The sequence below is a fragment of the Embleya sp. L77 genome (genome assembly GCF_055557415.1).
In genome coordinates this window covers 545,806-560,812 of the sequence record NZ_CM145709.1, presented here as the reverse complement: position 1 = coordinate 560,812, position 15,007 = coordinate 545,806, and the positions used below count along the sequence as shown (strand labels likewise).

Below are 15,007 nucleotides of genomic sequence, written 5' to 3'. Positions count from 1 at the left end.
ACACCTGTCACGGGGCGGACTTCCGGCTCACTGCGCACTGCCAAGATTGTCGCCGGCCAGGCCGTCCCACTCGTCGAGTTCGTTCTCGTAGTCGGTCCCTGCGGAGGCGTCGGCCTGCAATCGCGCGTAGGCGGCCAGCACGGCCGCTTTGCGGTGCTCGGTGAGCAGATGAGTGAGCGCGGCGTTCAAGGTGACGCCACCGAGATCCTCCGCGGCTACTCGAGCGAGATCGTCTCGGACGCTCATCTCAACCTTGATGGTGGTCGCAGTCATACTGCGGAGTATGCCCCTCGGTATGTGATGGGCGTGAGAGCCGCCCGACACCGCGGGAAGGTCGGCCCCGCCGGCCGGCTCGGTACCTGTGCGGGATCGTCGTACCCGTCTGTCAGGATGCCTGGTGTGGCGACGAACGATCCGGGTGTGGGCGACGAGGGGGACGGGCAGCTCACGCTCGGGGTCGAGGACGCGCGGCGGGCGGTGCGGGGCGCGCGGGCGCGGGTGCGCAAGGCCAAGGCCAAGGCTCAGGCCGAGCGGTTGCCGGTGGCGCGGGTCGTGGTGGACAAGGGGCTCGTGCACCTGGATCGGCTGTTCGACTACTCGGTGCCGGCCAAGCTGGCCGAGGTTGCGCAGCCCGGGGTGCGGGTGCGGGTGCGGTTCGGGGCCAAGGTCGTGGACGGCCGGCGGCAGGGCGGCGGGCTGATCGACGGGGTGATCGTCGAACGGGTCGAGCGCAGTACGTACGGCGGGCCGCTGGCGCCGTTGGCCAGCGTCGTCTCGCCCGAGATCGTGCTCGCGCCGCCGATGATCGAGCTGGCCCGGGCGGTCGCGGACCGGTACGCGGGCAGCCTCGCCGACATCGTCCAACTCGCGCTGCCGGCGCGGCACGCGCGGGCCGAGGCGGAACCCTCGGGAGATCCGCTGGTTCGGCCCGCCCCGCCGCCCCCCGGGCCCTGGACGCGCTACCCGACGGGCACCGCGCACCTGGCCGAGCTCACCGCCGGCGACTCGCCGCGCACCGTGTGGACCGCGCTGCCCGGGCCGTACTGGCCGGACGAGATCGCCCGGGCGATGGCGGCGACCCTGGCCGGCGGCCGAGGTGCGCTCGCCGTGGTCCCGGACGCCAAGTCGGTGGAACGCGTGGACGCGGCGCTGACCGCCCTGCTCGGCCCAGGCCGACACGTCGCGCTGACCTCGGGCCTGGGGCCGGAGGAGCGCTACCGGCGCTGGCTGGCGATCAACCGCGGGAGCGTGCGCGCGGTGGTCGGCACCCGGGCGGCGATGTTCGCGCCCGTGGTGGAGCTGGGCCTGGCCCTGGTCTGGAACGACGGCGACGACTCGCACGCCGACCTCAACGCGCCCCACCCGCACGTGCGCGAGGTGCTGGCGATGCGGGCCGCGCGCGAACACGCCGCGTTCACTGTCGGCGGGCACGCCACCACGGTCGAGGCCGCCCAGCTGGTCCGCTCCGGGTGGGCCCGGCCGCTGGACGCCGACCGCGCGGCGGTGCGCGCCGCCGCCCCGCTGGTGCGCACCACCGGCAGCGATCTGGACCTGGCCCGGGACGAGGCCGCCCGAGCCGCGCGGCTGCCGAGCCTGGCGTGGGACGTGGCCCGCAAGGCGTTGCAGACCGGGCCGGTGCTGGTCCAGGTCCCGCGCCGGGGCTACCTGGTCCGCACCTCGTGCCTGCGCTGCCGCGAACCCGCGCGCTGCGCACACTGCTCGGGCCCGCTCGAACTTCCCTCCGGGGACGGTGTGTTGACCTGCGGCTGGTGCACTCGTCCGGCGCCGCACTGGCGCTGCCGGGTGTGCGGCGGCGAGCGCATCCGGGCCGGCGTGATCGGCGCGCGCCGGACCGCCGAGGAACTCGGCCGGGCCTTCCCGACCGTGCCGGTGCGTACCTCCGGGCGGGACGCGATCCTGACCACGGTGCCGGACCTGCCCGCGCTGATCATCGCCACGCCCGGCGCCGAACCGGTGGCGCCCGGCGGCTACGCGGCGGCCCTGCTCCTGGACGGCTGGGCCCTGCTCACCCGGCCCGACCTGCGGGCCGGCGAGCAGGCGCTGCGCCGGTGGCTGGACGCGGCGAGCCTGGTCCGGCCCGCGGGGGAGGGCGGCACGCTGGTGGTGGTCGCCGAGTCCACGCTGCGCCCGGTACAGGCGCTGGTGCGATGGGACCCGCAGGGGTACGCGCTGACCGAACTGGTCGAACGGGCCGAATTGAACCTGCCGCCGGTGTCGCGGATGGCGTCGGTGACCGGCCCGCCGGCCGGGATCGCCGACTTCCTGGCGGTGCTTCGGCTGCCCGACGGAGCGGACGTACTGGGCCCGGTCCCGGTCGCCCCGACCACGCCGCGCACGCCACCCCCCGCCCCGGCCAAGCCCGACCCCAGAGCGGCCGAAACCCGCGCCGAACTCACCCGAGCCCTGTTCGGCGACACCCCGCCGCCGAGCCGCGAACCGGCCCGGCAAATCGTCCCGCCCACCCGCCACGAACGGGTCCTGCTCCGGATCGAACCCGGCCGCGGCGCGGAGTTGGCGCACGCGCTCAAGGCGGCCCAGACCCTGCGCCTGGCCCGGGCCGCGGGCGATCCGGTGCAGATCAGGATCGACCCGCCGGACATCGGCTGAGCGGGATGCGGCGCGGCGAAGCGGATGCCGCGCCGGCGCGGGTCGCTCACCCCGCACCCGGGGCTCGGCCCGGCCCCGACACGACCGGCGTTGCGCACGCGCACCGCAGGCCGGGTGAACCGGGCGTTGTACGCGTCGGCGCGAGCCCACGCGCGGACAGGCGCCCGGGTCCGCTCGGCGGCCGGCTTTCGGGTGCCCCGACGCCCCCGCGCTCGCCGGCGCCCGGCCGGCAGGCCACGACGCGGGACTGTCGTCTCGGCGGAACCGTTGTTCGGACGCGGGTCCGGCCCGCCGGTGCTCAGCCCCAGTGCGTTCGGCTTCCGCACGCCTTGGTCGTCGGCGCGTCCGCGCAGCGCAGCGATTCGCGGTCGGCGGCGCGTTCGTGGAGCATGGTGCCGGCCGCGTCGTAGGCCCTGATCCGGACCGGGACGACGTCGTCGGCCGGCAGGCTCGCGAGCCACACACCATTGCGTACCACCGCGCCCACCGTGCTCCCGTCGGGCAACTCGACCACGACCCGCGCCACCGCGCCGGTCGTGCGGCCCCACCACGTCGTGGAGGACATCATGGCCATCCGGAGCGGTTCGGCGGTGGGCGGCGTCATGGCCAGGGTCCGACGCACCTCGAACGCCCCCGCGAGGGCGCCGTCGGCGGCCGTCGGCGCAGGCAACTCCGGCGGGGACTGCTCGCCGTGGCACACCACCAGGTCCGGCTTGCCGGCCTTGCCCAGCACGAACGGGCGCAGCACTCCGGTCCCGTCCTTCTCCCACGCCGTGAAGTACGGCTTGAACGCCGCGTCCGGCTCGCGCACCTTCCACACCGGACGATCGGGCGCGGTCGGGGCCCCGGACGGGCGCGGAGTCCACGTGGGCGGCACGGTCGGGCCGCCGGTGCCGCCCGGGCCGCCGACGGTCGACCCGCCCGTGGGCCACCACATGGGAGTCGACCGGGCCGATTGCGTCGGCAGGCCGGTGGCGTCCGCTCCTCCCACCGGCGTGCGCATCGGCATGTCGCCCATCTCCGGCGGAGTACCGGACGGCGGCGTGGTCCCTATGCTCGGCAGCGGGAGGGTCCCGGACGAACCCGACCCCGACGGTGAGGACGCCGGCCATCCGGAGGCGATTTCGGACGGCGACAGTCCGCTCGCCCGCGGCGCGGACTCCAAGGTCGGCGGCGGAAACGCAACGGCCATGCGACCCTGCCTGAGACACGCGGCCAACGTCCGGCTCGCCACGTCCCACGGCACCGGATCGCCCGGCTTCGCCGCGTCCTCGGGCACCCCCTGCGTCGGGTCCTGCCCGGCCACCGGGCCGGCCGGCGACAGATCCTGCGGGTCGCGCCACGGCTGCGCGGCCAGGATCGCGACCGTGCACACCGCGAGCACCGCGCCTGCGGCGATCCCCGGCACCAGCGCCCGGCTCCGGGACGGCTCCCGGGTGTCCAGCATCGCGAGCAGTTCGCGCCTGCGTCGCTCGTGCCCCGGCAGTCGGTCCTCGCTGTACGGGCTCATCGTGCCTCCTCGATGCCTCGGTACGTGCCCGCGTGCACGCCCTCTTCGGCCAACAGGCCGCCCAATCGTTTCCGCGCCCGATGCATCCGCGCCTTGACCGTGCCCAGCGCGACGCCGAGCGCGGTCGCGGCGGCCTGCTGGTCCAGGCCGCCCCAGACGCACAACTCCACGACGTCGCGCTCGTGCCGGGGCAGCCGCGCCACCGAGCGCCGCAACGCCTCCGCCGCGCGTTCCTGATCGATCCGCCGGGCCACCTCGTCCGCGTGATCGGGCACATCCCGCGGCAGCGGAACACGCGCCGCCAGCGCCCGATAGCGCTTGAGCGCACGCCGCCGGTTCGCGAGCGTGCGATTGGCCGTACCCAGCAGCCACGGCAGCGCGCTGTCCCGGTCGAAGGTCACCTCCGCGCGGCGCCGCCACGCGGTCAGGAACACCGCCGACGTCAGGTCCTCGGCCTCGCCGCCGTCCCCGATCCGCCGCAACACATGCCCATACACCGCCCCCGCGTGCCGGTCGAACACCACCGCGAACGCATCGCGATCCCCCGTCCGGACCCGGGACCACAACACGTGGTCCGCGTCCTCCTGCTCCTGATCCGTCGTCACACCCCGAGAGTGTCCGCCTCGCGAACCGGGGTTGCCCCGCGCCGGATCCACCTGCGCACTCCACTTCCGCACCCCGCCCCGAAACACCGCGCACCGCGCCCCGAACCCCACCCGCGCCGGACCCATGAGGCCGCGCCGCGCGTGACCTCGCCTCGTGCTCGCCTCGTGCCACGGTGCATGCGCGGATCGGGGCCCGGCCGCTCAGTAGACTTGCCGCTCTCCGGTTTCGATCGACGGCACCACCGCACGGCATCACCACAACGCCACCGAGCACGGCACCGAGCACGGCGCCACAACAGCAGAGCAGTAGCACCGCCCGGCGCCACCGTGCCGCGGCGCCGTCGCGCACCGGCGACACCCGGCACCACGCCCGACCACCGATGGGGGAGCACACCCGTGGCAGTCCAGCCGATCCGCCTGTTCGGGGATCCCGTCCTGCGGAGCAAGGCCGACCCGGTCACCGTGTTCGACAAGGAGCTGCGGCGACTGGTCGCCGACCTCACCGACACGATGCGCGATGCGCCCGGAAGCGGTCTGGCCGCACCCCAGATCGGGGTCGCCCTGCGGGTGTTCACCTACCAGGTGGACGGCGAGGTGGGGCACCTGATCAACCCGAACCTGGACCTGTCCGAGGACGAACAGGACGGCCCTGAGGGCTGCCTGTCGCTGCCGGGTCTGCGCTACGACACCAAGCGCGCGTACGGCGTGGTCGCCAAGGGCTTCAACATGCACGGCGACCCGGTCACCATCGAGGGCACCCGACTGCTCTCGCGCTGCATCCAGCACGAGACCGACCATCTCGACGGCATCCTGTTCATCGACCGGCTCGACCGCGAGCAGCGCAAGGCCGCACTGCGCGCGCTGCGCGAGGCGGAATGGGCCGGCCAGGCCCCGCCGCAGGTCAAGTTCTCCCCCCACGGCACCTTCGGGAAGGCCCTCTAAACCCCCATGCGCCTAGTCTTCGCCGGCACCCCCGAGGTCGCCGTACCCGCACTCGAAGCCCTGCTGGAATCCCGGCACGAGGTGGTCGCCGTGGTCACCCGGCCGGACGCGCCCGCCGGCCGCGGCCGCAAGCTCGTCGCGAGCCCGGTGGCCGAACGCGCCGCCCTGGCCGGGATCGAGATCCTGCGCCCGGCCAAACCGCGCGACCCGGAGTTCCTGGCCCGGCTCGCCGAGATCGCCCCCGACTGCTGCCCCGTGGTCGCCTACGGCGCGCTGCTGCCCAAGGCCGCGCTGGAGATCCCCGCGCACGGTTGGGTCAACCTGCACTTCTCGCTGTTGCCCGCGTGGCGCGGCGCGGCGCCCGTGCAGCACGCCGTGCTGGCCGGCGACGACATCACCGGCGCGTGCACCTTCCTGATCGAGCAGGGCCTGGACTCGGGCCCGGTCTTCGGGACGGTCACCGACGAGATCCGCCCCACCGACACCAGCGGCGACCTGCTGGAGCGGTTGTCCCGATCCGGCGCACGCCTGCTGGTGGCGACCATGGACGGGATCGCCGACGGCAGCCTGGAGGCCCGCCCCCAGCCGCCGCACGGGGTCACCCTCGCGCCCAAGCTGACCGTCGAGGACGCCCGCGTCGACTTCACCGCGCCCGCCCTGCGGGTGGACCGGGTGGTGCGCGGCTGCACACCCGCCCCCGGCGCATGGACCACCTTCCGCGGTGAGCGCCTCAAGGTCGCCCCGGTCCGCCTGCGCGGCGGCGACAACGCGCTGGCCCCCGGCGAGATCGCGGTGGAGAAGAAGGTGGTCCGGGTGGGTACCGGCAGCCACGCGATCGAACTCACCCAGGTCCAACCCCAGGGCAAACGCATGATGGCCGCCACCGACTGGGCCCGGGGCGCACACCCCGAGCCCGGTGAAACCCTCGGCACGAACTGAGCACCGTGACCAACGCCCCCGCCGCACGCCCCTACCGCCGCCCGCGTCCCGACGCCGCGCGCCTGGCCGCCTACGACGTCCTGCACGCGGTCGGCGAACGCGACGCGTACGCCAACCTGGTGCTGCCCGCGCTGCTGCGCGAACGCAAGATCATCCCGCGCGACGCCGCCTTCGCGACCGAACTCGTGCACGGCACGCTGCGCCGTCAAGGCACCTACGACCAGATCGTGGCGGCCTGCACCGACCGGCCGATCAAGGAGATCGACCCGCCGGTCCTGGACGTGCTCGCGCTCGGCGTACACCAGCTGCTGAGCATGCGCACCCCCGTACACGCCGCCGTCTCGGCCACCGTGGAACTGGCCCGCGCGGTGCTCGGCGACGGTCGTGCCAAGTTCGTCAACGCGATCCTGCGCCGGGTCTCCAAGCAGGACCTGGACACCTGGCTGCGGCAGATCGCGCCGCCCTACGACGACGACCCCGAGGGCCACCTCGCGGTCCTGCACTCGCACCCCCGCTGGATCGTGCAGGCCCTGTGGGACGCCTTGGGCGCGCGCGGCAACCCGCACGACCGCGCCGCGATGGAGGCGCTGTTGGCCGCCGACAACATCGCCCCGACGATCTCCCTGGTCGCCCGCCCGGGCCGGGTCGAACTCGCCGAACTGTACGAGGCGGGCGCGACCCCCGGCCGCTGGTCGCCGTACGCGGCCACCCTTCCCGAGGGCGACCCGGCCGGGATCAAGGCGATCCGCGACGGCCGGGCCGCGGTCCAGGACGAGGGCAGCCAACTGGTCGCCGCCGCACTGGCCGAGGCCGAGGTCGAGGGCGCCGAGAGCCGCTGGCTGGACCTGTGCGCGGGCCCCGGCGGCAAGGCCGGCCTGCTCGCCGCGATCGCCACCGGGCGCGACGTGTCGCTGCTCGCGGTCGAGCGCCGGCACCACCGCGCCCGCCTGGTCCGCAACGCGATCGGGCATCTGACCCACCATCAGGTGATCACCGCCGACGGCACCCGACCCGCGTGGCGACCCGGCAGCTTCGACCGGGTGATCGCCGACGTGCCGTGCAGCGGCCTGGGCGCGCTGCGCCGCCGACCCGAGTCGCGCTGGCGCCGCAAGCCCGAGGACATTCCCGAACTGGGCGAGTTGCAGCGCGCGTTGCTGCGCACCGCGGTGGCCGCCGCCCGGCCCGGCGGAGTGATCGCGTACGTCACGTGCTCGCCGCATCCGGCGGAGACGCGCGTGGTGGTGGACGACATCCTGCGCGCGGGCGAGGCCGAGTTGGTCGACGCCCGACCGCTGTTCCCGGGTGTGCCGCACCTGGGCACCGGCCCGGACGTACAACTGTGGCCGCACCTGCACGGCACCGACGCGATGTACCTCGCGCTGCTTCGTCGTACCGGCTGAATCACCCGCACGCACGACGCGATCACCCGCACGGACGGGGTGAAAAGCGGCTGGATTCCCGCCAAGCGGGGCATAACGGCGAGGGTGGTCGTCACTTCGGGCTCGGCCGCATCGGTCGTTCCTCGGATCCGAGAGATCCGAGGGCGACCGCCGGCCGACCACCGCAGGAGCCGCCGTACCCATGTCCACGCTCGCCCGCACCACCCCGCGCCCCGGCCCGCTCGCCCGCACGGGGGGAGCGGTGCGCGGCGAGTGGAGTCGGCTCACCGCGGTTCCGGTGCGCGAGCTGCGTGCGCACGGCCTGTCGGCGATCCCGCTCACCATGTGCACGGTGCTGCTGACCCTCGGCTTCTGGTTCGCCTGGCGCACCGCGTGGGGCGGCGACGTGGTGCGTGCGCTGGGCGGGGTGAGCGCGGGCATTCCGCTCCCTCTGGCGCTGCTGCGCACGCCCGTCTCGCTGGTCGTGCCCGCACCGGACCTGCCGGTGTGGGGTGCGCTGATCCAGGTGCTCGTCCTGTTCGGGCTGGCCGAACTCGACCTGGGTGCACGCCGCACGCTGGTGATCGCCTACGTGGCCACGCTGTGCGGCACGCTGGCCGCGCGGGTGATGGTCGGGCTCGGTCCGGACCACCTGCTCGGCATCGACGCCCGGCACGGCGACATCCTGGACACCGGCCCCTCGGCCGCGGTGGTCGGCCTGGTGGTGTGCATCGCGATGGTGCGCCGCGCGCCGATCCTGTTCGCCGGCGTGTGGCTGCTGATGACCGCCGAGGTGGTGGTCAAGCCGAACCTGGCCGGCCGCGAGCACATCGCCGCGATGACCGGCGTCACACTGTGCACCGGCGCATACCTGGCCTGGCAGCGCCGCCACACACCCCGGGCCCGACCACCGGCGCCCGCCGGTCATCGCGCCCGGCCACGCGAGACCACCCGCCTCCCGTGAACCGCCGAGGACGCCTTGGGGAACCCTCTCGCGTTCAAGTATCTTGATGTCAAGATAGAAGCCGGCGAGCCGGCCCCGGAGCGAACGAACGAAAAACAGGGCGGACGAACGAAGCCTCGACAGGGAGGGCGACCATGCTCATCGACTTCCACAGCCCCGCCAACCGGCTCACCTACGCCCGGCGCACCGCCGGCGAGGACTGGGCGCGCCTGGTTCGCGACCTGGTCCCCCCGGCCGGCGCGCGCGTGGTGGACGTGGGCTGCGGAGGCGGGGTGTACACGACGGCGTGGCTGGATCTGGGCGCGGCGAGCGCGATCGGGGTGGACTTCTCCGCCACGATCCTGTCCGGCGCCCGGGAGCGGGCGGGGGAGCGGCCGGGGTTGTCCTTCCACCAGGGCGACGCGTACGCCACCGGCCTGCCGGACGGCGCGGCCGACATCGTCTTCGAGCGGGCCCTGATCCACCACCTCGACGACCTCGCCGGCTGCTTTCGCGAGGCCCGCCGACTGCTCGCGCCCGGCGGCACGCTGATCGTCCAGGACCGCACCCCGGCCGATGTCACCCGCCCCGGCACACCGACCCACCTGCGCGGATGGTTCTTCGAGCGGTTCCCCGCCCTGCTCGACATCGAAGCGGCCCGACGCCCCACCGCCGAGGCCGTGACGGCGGCCCTGGGCGAGGCCGGCTTCGGCGCGGTGCGTACCAGCGCGCTGGCCGAGACGCGCCGCGAGTACGCCGACGCCCGCGAGGTGGTCGCCGACCTGACGGCCCGTACCGGCCGGTCGATCCTGCACGACCTCACCGACGACCAACTCGCCGAGCCGGCGGCCTACATCCGGGCCAGGCTCCCGGCCGAGGGCCCGATCCAGGAAACCGACCACTGGACGATCTGGTCCGCGACGACCTGAGGCCTCCCGCCCCGGCGAGGACGACGAGAGGCCCCGGCTTCACTCGTTGTGACGAAGCCCCAGGGCCCCGATCAGCCCCGCCCCCGAGCCCGGGCAACCGCAGCCTGCTCACCCAGCGCAACGGGCGGGCGGGTGGGCAAAGCAATCCCGCCCTAGTGAGCGCAGCGCCCCGCGGCCCCGGTGGCCAACGCGCGCAGCCTGTCCACCGCCGCACCGGGATCGCGGCCGTCGAACACCGCCGACCCGGCCACGAACACGTCCGCGCCGGCCTCCGCGCACATCTCGATGGTCTTCGCGGACACCCCGCCGTCCACCTGGAGCCACATCTGCAGGCCGTGCTTGGCGATCAACTGCCGGGTGCGGCGGATCTTCGGCAGCATGACGTCCAGGAAGCTCTGCCCGCCGAAACCCGGCTCGACGGTCATCACCAGGAGCATGTCCAGCTCCGGCAGCAGATCCTCGTACGGCTCGATCGGCGTGGCCGGCCGCAGCGCCATCGAGGCCCGTGCGCCCTTGGCCCGCAGGTCCCGGGCGAGCTTGATCGGGGCGGTCGCGGCCTCGACGTGGAAGGTCACGCTGCCCGCGCCGGCCTCGGCGTAGGCGGGTGCCCAGCGGTCCGGGTCCTCGATCATCAGGTGCATGTCGATCGGCGTTTCGGTGGCCTTGATCAGGCTCTCGACCACGGGCAGGCCGATGGTCAGGTTCGGGACGAAGTGGTTGTCCATGACATCCACGTGGAGCCAGTCGGCGTTGCGCACCTGCGCCACCTCGTCGGCGAGGCGGGCGAAGTCGGCGGACAGGATGCTCGGATTGATCTGCACGGTCATGCGCACAGAATCTCATCGTCGGGGCAGTCCTTCGGCACCGCCTCGACCGTCGAGCTGACGATACGTCAGATCATCCACGCCGCAGTCGCGTTCGGGTATACGAACGCACCGTGACGGACGGCACAGGTTGGCCAAGGTCAACGTTGTCGGCCGTCGTGGCACACTTCGAGGTGTACGAAAGTCACGTACGCGCGCTCCGGGGTCGGTGAAAATCCGAACCGGCGGTTACAGTCCGCGACCCGGTCGACGCCCCACATCACGTGGAGCGACGGCCGGCTGAACCGGTGGAATTCCGGTACCGACGGTCAAAGTCCGGATGGGAGGCAGCGCGCGGCGAGCGACTGCGGCATGTCCGCGTACCCACGGTGCGCCGGCATCCCCGCCCGTCGATTCGTCGTGCCGTTCTGCCCGAAAGCACCCCGGTGCCCCGCGTCGCAACGCGAGGAGGCACAAGGTGAAGGGCAACACCGCCCGGCCGGTCGACGAGACCACCGCCATGCGCCGCGCCATCTCGCTGGCGAGCCGCGCGCTCGGCCACACCAGCCCCAATCCCGTGGTCGGCTGCGTCGTGCTCGGCCCGGACGACACCGTGGTCGGCGAGGGCTTCCACACCCGCGCCGGCGCCCCGCACGCCGAGGTCGAGGCACTGCGCGCGGCGGGGTCCGCGGCCCGCGGCGGCACCGCCTTCGTCACCCTCGAACCCTGCTCGCACACCGGCCGCACCGGCCCGTGCACCCAGGCCCTGATCGACGCCGGCATCCGCCGGGTGCGCTACGCGGTCGCCGACCCGAACCCGGCCGCGGCCGGCGGCGGCGCGGTGCTGCGCGCGGCGGGCATCGACGCGGAGGGCGGCCTGCTCGCCGCCGAGGCCGAGGCGGGCAACCGGGCCTGGCTGACCGCGACCCGACTCGGCCGCCCGCACGTGACCTGGAAGTACGCGGCCACCCTGGACGGCCGCAGCGCCGCCGCCGACGGCAGCAGCCGCTGGATCACCTCCGCGGCCTCGCGCGCCGACGTCCACACCCTGCGGGCGAGCGTGGACGCGGTGCTGGCCGGCTCCGGCACGCTGCTCGCCGACGACCCGCACCTGGCCGTACGCGACGTGCCCGGCGCCCGGCAGCCGCTGCGGGTGATCGTGGACACGCACGCCCGCACCCCGGCGACCGCCCGGGTCCTGGACGACGCGGCACCCACCCTGATCGCGGTCGGCCCCGACGCGGACGCCGCCCACCTGCCCGAGGCCGCCGTGCTGCGCATACCCCGCGCCGACGCCGGCCTGGACCTGCCCGCGCTGCTGAAGGAGCTGTACGCGCGCGACGTGCGCGCCGTGCTGCTCGAAGGCGGCCCGACCCTGGCCGGTGCGTTCGCCGCGGCCGGCCTGATCGACACCGTCGTGGGCTATCTCGCCCCGGCCCTGCTCGGCGCCGGACCCACCGCCCTGGGTCCGGCCGGAATCGGCACCATCTCCGAGGTGTTGCGACTGGACGTCGACGACGTCGCCCGCCTCGGCACCGACATTCGCATCACCGCCCGCCCCCGGCCGGAACCCGCCGGCCGAACGAAGGAGTCCTGACGCATGTTCACCGGAATCGTTGAGGAACTCGGCGAGATCGTGGCCATCGAGCGGCTGACCGACTCGGCCCGGATCACCATCCGCGGCCCGGTCGTCACCACCGGTGCCCGGCACGGCGACTCGATCGCCGTCAACGGGGTGTGTCTGACCGTCGTGGACGACAAGGTCGATCCGGTCGAGGCGACCTTCACCGCCGACGTGATGCAGGAGACCCTGGACAAGTCGAGCCTGGGCGCGCTCACCACGGGCGCACGGGTCAACCTGGAGCGCCCGATGGTGCTCGGCGGTCGCCTGGGCGGCCACCTCGTGCAGGGCCACGTCGACGGCACCGGCGAGATCCTCGCCCGCACGCCCGGCGAGGAGTGGGAGGTCGTGGAGATCGCGCTGCCCGCGCACCTGGCCCGCTACGTGGTGGACAAGGGCTCGATCACCGTGGACGGCATCAGCCTCACCGTCGTGCAGGCCCACGACGCGAGCTTCACCGTCAGCCTGATCCCGACCACCCTCGCGCTGACCACGCTGGGCGTCAAGACGGTCGGCGACCCGGTCAACCTCGAGGTCGACATCATCGCCAAGTACGTCGAACGGCTGGGCACACACGGGCTCGGTACACAGGGGAGGGCATCGTGATCGGCTGGCTCAACGACGCCGCGTTCACCGTCGCCGACAAGCCGGTGCCGTGGTCCGACCTGCTCGGCCAGATCGCCTCGCTGGCCACCGTGTGGCTCGCGCTGCGCCGCAACCTGTGGGCGTGGCCCGTACAGATCCTCGGCGCGGCGCTGCTGATCGCCGCCAACACCTCGGTGCACCTGGGCGGCAGCGCGATGCGCAACGTCGTCATCATCATCGCGGCCGGCTACGGCTGGTGGCGCTGGGCCCGCGGTCGGCGCGACACCGGCGAGGTGGAGATCCGCTTCGGGACCATCCACGAGCGGATCGTGCTGGTCGCGCTGATGGCGGCCGGCACCGTCGGCTTCGCACTGCTGCTCGAACACACCGGCATCTCGTGGGCGCCGTGGCCGGACGCGTACATCTTCGTCGGCTCGGTCGTGGCGATGCTCGCCCAGGCCCGCGGCCTGTTCGAGTTCTGGCTGGTGTGGATCGCGGTGGACATGGTGGGCGTGCCGCTCGCCGTGCAGCACGGCCTGGTGTTCAGCGGACTGGTCTACGGCGTCTTCTTCGTGATGTGCGTGGCCGGGCTCGTCGACTGGTGGAACCGCTCCCGGCGGTACCGGGACAACGGGGCTGCCCGTGGGGCAGATCGGCACCTGGAAGGGGCAACGGCGTGAAGACCAGCAGCGAAAACACGGACATCGAGGTGCCGGCACAGAAGGCGGCGCCGGAGGCGCCCTTGGTGCTCGACACCATCGAGGACGCGATCAAGGCGATGGCCGCCGGCGAGGCGATCGTGGTCGTCGACGACGAGGACCGGGAGAACGAGGGCGACCTGATCTTCGCCGGCGAGCTGGCCACGCAGGCGCTGATGGCGTTCATGATCCGCTATTCCTCGGGCGTGGTCTGCGTGCCGATGCGCGGCGCCGACCTGGACCGGCTCAAGCTGCCCCCGATGACCGCCGTCAACGAGGACCGCAAGGGCACCGCCTACTCGGTCTCGGTGGACGCCAAGGACGGCGTCGACACCGGCATCTCGGCGGCCGACCGCACCCACACCGTGCGCCTGTTGGCCGATCCGAACACGGTGCCCACCGAGCTGACCCGGCCCGGCCACGTCTTCCCGCTGCGTGCGGTCGAGGGCGGCGTGCTGGTCCGCCCCGGGCACACCGAGGCGGCCGTGGACCTGGCCGAACTGGCCGGACTGGCGCCGGTCGGCGTGATCTGCGAGGTGGTCAACGACGACGGCACGATGGCCCGGCTGCCGCAGCTCGTCCCGTTCGCCCGTGAGCACGGCCTCAAGATCGTCACCATCGCCGACCTGATCGCCTACCGCCGGCGCACCGAACGCACCATCGAGCGGGCCGCCGAGACCCGGCTGCCCACCGCGCACGGCACGTTCCGGGCGATCGGCTACCGCAGCACCGCCGACGGCGTCGAGCACATCGCGCTGGTGGCGGGCGACCTCGGCGACGGCGAGGACGTGCTGGTGCGGGTGCACTCCGAGTGCCTGACCGGCGACGTGTTCGGCTCGCTGCGCTGCGACTGCGGCCCGCAGTTGCAGGCCGCGCTGGAGCGGGTCACCACCGAGGGCCGGGGCGTGGTGTTGTACATGCGCGGCCACGAGGGTCGGGGCATCGGGCTGATCCACAAGCTCCAGGCCTACCAACTCCAGGACGCCGGCCACGACACGGTGGACGCCAACCTGGAACTGGGCCTGCCCGCCGACGCCCGCGACTACGGCACCGGCGCGCAGATCCTGGTCGACCTGGGCGTGCGCTCGATGCGCCTGCTCACCAACAACCCGGCCAAGCGCGCCGGGTTGGAGGGCTACGGCCTGGAGATCACCGGCCGGGTCGCGCTGCCGGTGCACGCGACCGCGGACAACCTGCGCTACCTGCTGACCAAGCGTGACCGGATGGGGCACGACCTGCCCTGGCTGGACCCCGACGACGAGGCCGCGACCGCGCCCTCGGTCGGCGAGGTCGCCGAGGTCGTCGACGCGAAGGGCCACGCGGTCAGCACCGCCTGACCCGATCGGCCTCACCCGTACCGGTGACACGCGCGCGGCACCGTCCCCGCCGCGCCGATAGGTTCGATCCGCTCGAACCTGCTCGACC

14 protein-coding genes and 1 riboswitch are annotated in these 15,007 nt (G+C 73.8%); of the genes, 10 read left to right on the top strand and 4 right to left on the bottom strand.

Annotated elements, in window-relative coordinates; genetic code table 11:
- Positions 1–27: 27 nt before the first annotated feature.
- Positions 28–273 carry a hypothetical protein gene (locus ACZOOI_RS02330; RefSeq protein ID WP_465279151.1) on the bottom strand — a complete coding sequence of 82 codons (246 nt, stop codon included), beginning with the start codon at positions 271–273 and terminating at the stop codon, positions 28–30.
- Between the two features lie 117 nt (positions 274–390).
- On the opposite strand from ACZOOI_RS02330, the gene ACZOOI_RS02325 reads away from it, so the two are divergent.
- Positions 391–2,628, top strand: a complete 2,238-nt coding sequence (locus ACZOOI_RS02325; protein WP_465279150.1) for a primosomal protein N' — start codon at positions 391–393, stop codon at positions 2,626–2,628.
- Positions 2,629–2,926: 298 nt separating this feature from the next.
- Here the strand turns inward: ACZOOI_RS02325 and ACZOOI_RS02320 are convergent, their stop codons facing one another.
- Together ACZOOI_RS02320 and ACZOOI_RS02315 are read right to left on the bottom strand one after the other, a co-directional pair.
- On the bottom strand, positions 2,927–4,138 hold the full coding sequence (locus ACZOOI_RS02320) for a hypothetical protein (RefSeq protein WP_465279149.1): 1,212 nt from the start codon (positions 4,136–4,138) through the stop codon (positions 2,927–2,929).
- On the bottom strand, positions 4,135–4,743 hold the full coding sequence (locus ACZOOI_RS02315) for an RNA polymerase sigma factor (RefSeq protein WP_391586146.1): 609 nt from the start codon (positions 4,741–4,743) through the stop codon (positions 4,135–4,137). Before ACZOOI_RS02315 ends, ACZOOI_RS02320 begins: the two co-directional genes overlap by 4 nt.
- Before the next feature lie 396 nt (positions 4,744–5,139).
- Between ACZOOI_RS02315 and def the strand changes: the two genes are divergently transcribed.
- The 5 genes from def (at position 5,140) to ACZOOI_RS02290 (ending at position 9,875) form a co-directional block, all read left to right on the top strand.
- On the top strand, positions 5,140–5,685 hold the full coding sequence (gene def, locus ACZOOI_RS02310) for a peptide deformylase (RefSeq protein WP_391586145.1): 546 nt from the start codon (positions 5,140–5,142) through the stop codon (positions 5,683–5,685).
- A gap of 6 nt (positions 5,686–5,691) precedes the next feature.
- Positions 5,692–6,624 (top strand): methionyl-tRNA formyltransferase, encoded by a 933-nt coding sequence (gene fmt / locus ACZOOI_RS02305; RefSeq protein ID WP_465279148.1) that lies wholly within the window; start codon positions 5,692–5,694, stop codon positions 6,622–6,624.
- Between the two features lie 5 nt (positions 6,625–6,629).
- Positions 6,630–8,024 (top strand): RsmB/NOP family class I SAM-dependent RNA methyltransferase, encoded by a 1,395-nt coding sequence (locus ACZOOI_RS02300; protein ID WP_465279147.1) that lies wholly within the window; start codon positions 6,630–6,632, stop codon positions 8,022–8,024.
- Between the two features lie 181 nt (positions 8,025–8,205).
- On the top strand, positions 8,206–8,967 hold the full coding sequence (locus ACZOOI_RS02295) for a hypothetical protein (protein WP_465279146.1): 762 nt from the start codon (positions 8,206–8,208) through the stop codon (positions 8,965–8,967).
- A gap of 134 nt (positions 8,968–9,101) precedes the next feature.
- Entirely contained in the window at positions 9,102–9,875 is a 774-nt protein-coding gene (locus ACZOOI_RS02290) for a class I SAM-dependent methyltransferase (protein WP_465279145.1), read from the top strand.
- A 152-nt stretch (positions 9,876–10,027) separates the two neighbouring features.
- On the opposite strand, the gene rpe is transcribed toward ACZOOI_RS02290, so the two are convergent.
- On the bottom strand, positions 10,028–10,702 hold the full coding sequence (gene rpe / locus ACZOOI_RS02285) for a ribulose-phosphate 3-epimerase (protein ID WP_391586140.1): 675 nt from the start codon (positions 10,700–10,702) through the stop codon (positions 10,028–10,030).
- A gap of 187 nt (positions 10,703–10,889) precedes the next feature.
- Positions 10,890–11,036, top strand: a riboswitch (FMN riboswitch).
- Positions 11,037–11,198: 162 nt separating this feature from the next.
- On the opposite strand from rpe, the gene ribD reads away from it, so the two are divergent.
- Genes ribD through ACZOOI_RS02265 form a run of 4 tightly spaced genes read left to right on the top strand, consistent with a single transcriptional unit; the run spans position 11,199 to position 14,919 of the window.
- On the top strand, positions 11,199–12,275 hold the full coding sequence (gene ribD / locus ACZOOI_RS02280; protein WP_465281337.1) for a bifunctional diaminohydroxyphosphoribosylaminopyrimidine deaminase/5-amino-6-(5-phosphoribosylamino)uracil reductase RibD: 1,077 nt from the start codon (positions 11,199–11,201) through the stop codon (positions 12,273–12,275).
- Between the two features lie 3 nt (positions 12,276–12,278).
- Positions 12,279–12,905 carry a riboflavin synthase gene (locus ACZOOI_RS02275; protein ID WP_465279144.1) on the top strand — a complete coding sequence of 209 codons (627 nt, stop codon included), beginning with the start codon at positions 12,279–12,281 and terminating at the stop codon, positions 12,903–12,905.
- Positions 12,902–13,564, top strand: coding sequence for a nicotinamide mononucleotide transporter family protein (locus ACZOOI_RS02270; RefSeq protein WP_465279143.1), 663 nt, complete (start codon positions 12,902–12,904; stop codon positions 13,562–13,564). The genes ACZOOI_RS02275 and ACZOOI_RS02270 overlap by 4 nt, the downstream gene beginning before the upstream one ends.
- A 23-nt stretch (positions 13,565–13,587) precedes the next feature.
- Positions 13,588–14,919 carry a bifunctional 3,4-dihydroxy-2-butanone-4-phosphate synthase/GTP cyclohydrolase II gene (locus ACZOOI_RS02265; protein WP_465281336.1) on the top strand — a complete coding sequence of 444 codons (1,332 nt, stop codon included), beginning with the start codon at positions 13,588–13,590 and terminating at the stop codon, positions 14,917–14,919.
- The last annotated feature ends 88 nt before the right edge of the window (positions 14,920–15,007 follow it).

Bases quoted from the DNA above. Each gene is read 5' to 3' on its own strand.
- ACZOOI_RS02330 (WP_465279151.1), bottom strand. From the start codon at position 273: ATGACTGCGACCACCATCAAGGTTGAGATGAGCGTCCGAGACGATCTC.
- ACZOOI_RS02325 (WP_465279150.1), top strand. From the start codon at position 391: ATGCCTGGTGTGGCGACGAACGATCCGGGTGTGGGCGACGAGGGGGAC.
- ACZOOI_RS02320 (WP_465279149.1), bottom strand. From the start codon at position 4,138: ATGAGCCCGTACAGCGAGGACCGACTGCCGGGGCACGAGCGACGCAGG.
- fmt (WP_465279148.1), top strand. From the start codon at position 5,692: ATGCGCCTAGTCTTCGCCGGCACCCCCGAGGTCGCCGTACCCGCACTC.
- ACZOOI_RS02295 (WP_465279146.1), top strand. From the start codon at position 8,206: ATGTCCACGCTCGCCCGCACCACCCCGCGCCCCGGCCCGCTCGCCCGC.
- ACZOOI_RS02290 (WP_465279145.1), top strand. From the start codon at position 9,102: ATGCTCATCGACTTCCACAGCCCCGCCAACCGGCTCACCTACGCCCGG.
- rpe (WP_391586140.1), bottom strand. From the start codon at position 10,702: ATGACCGTGCAGATCAATCCGAGCATCCTGTCCGCCGACTTCGCCCGC.
- ribD (WP_465281337.1), top strand. From the start codon at position 11,199: ATGCGCCGCGCCATCTCGCTGGCGAGCCGCGCGCTCGGCCACACCAGC.
- ACZOOI_RS02275 (WP_465279144.1), top strand. From the start codon at position 12,279: ATGTTCACCGGAATCGTTGAGGAACTCGGCGAGATCGTGGCCATCGAG.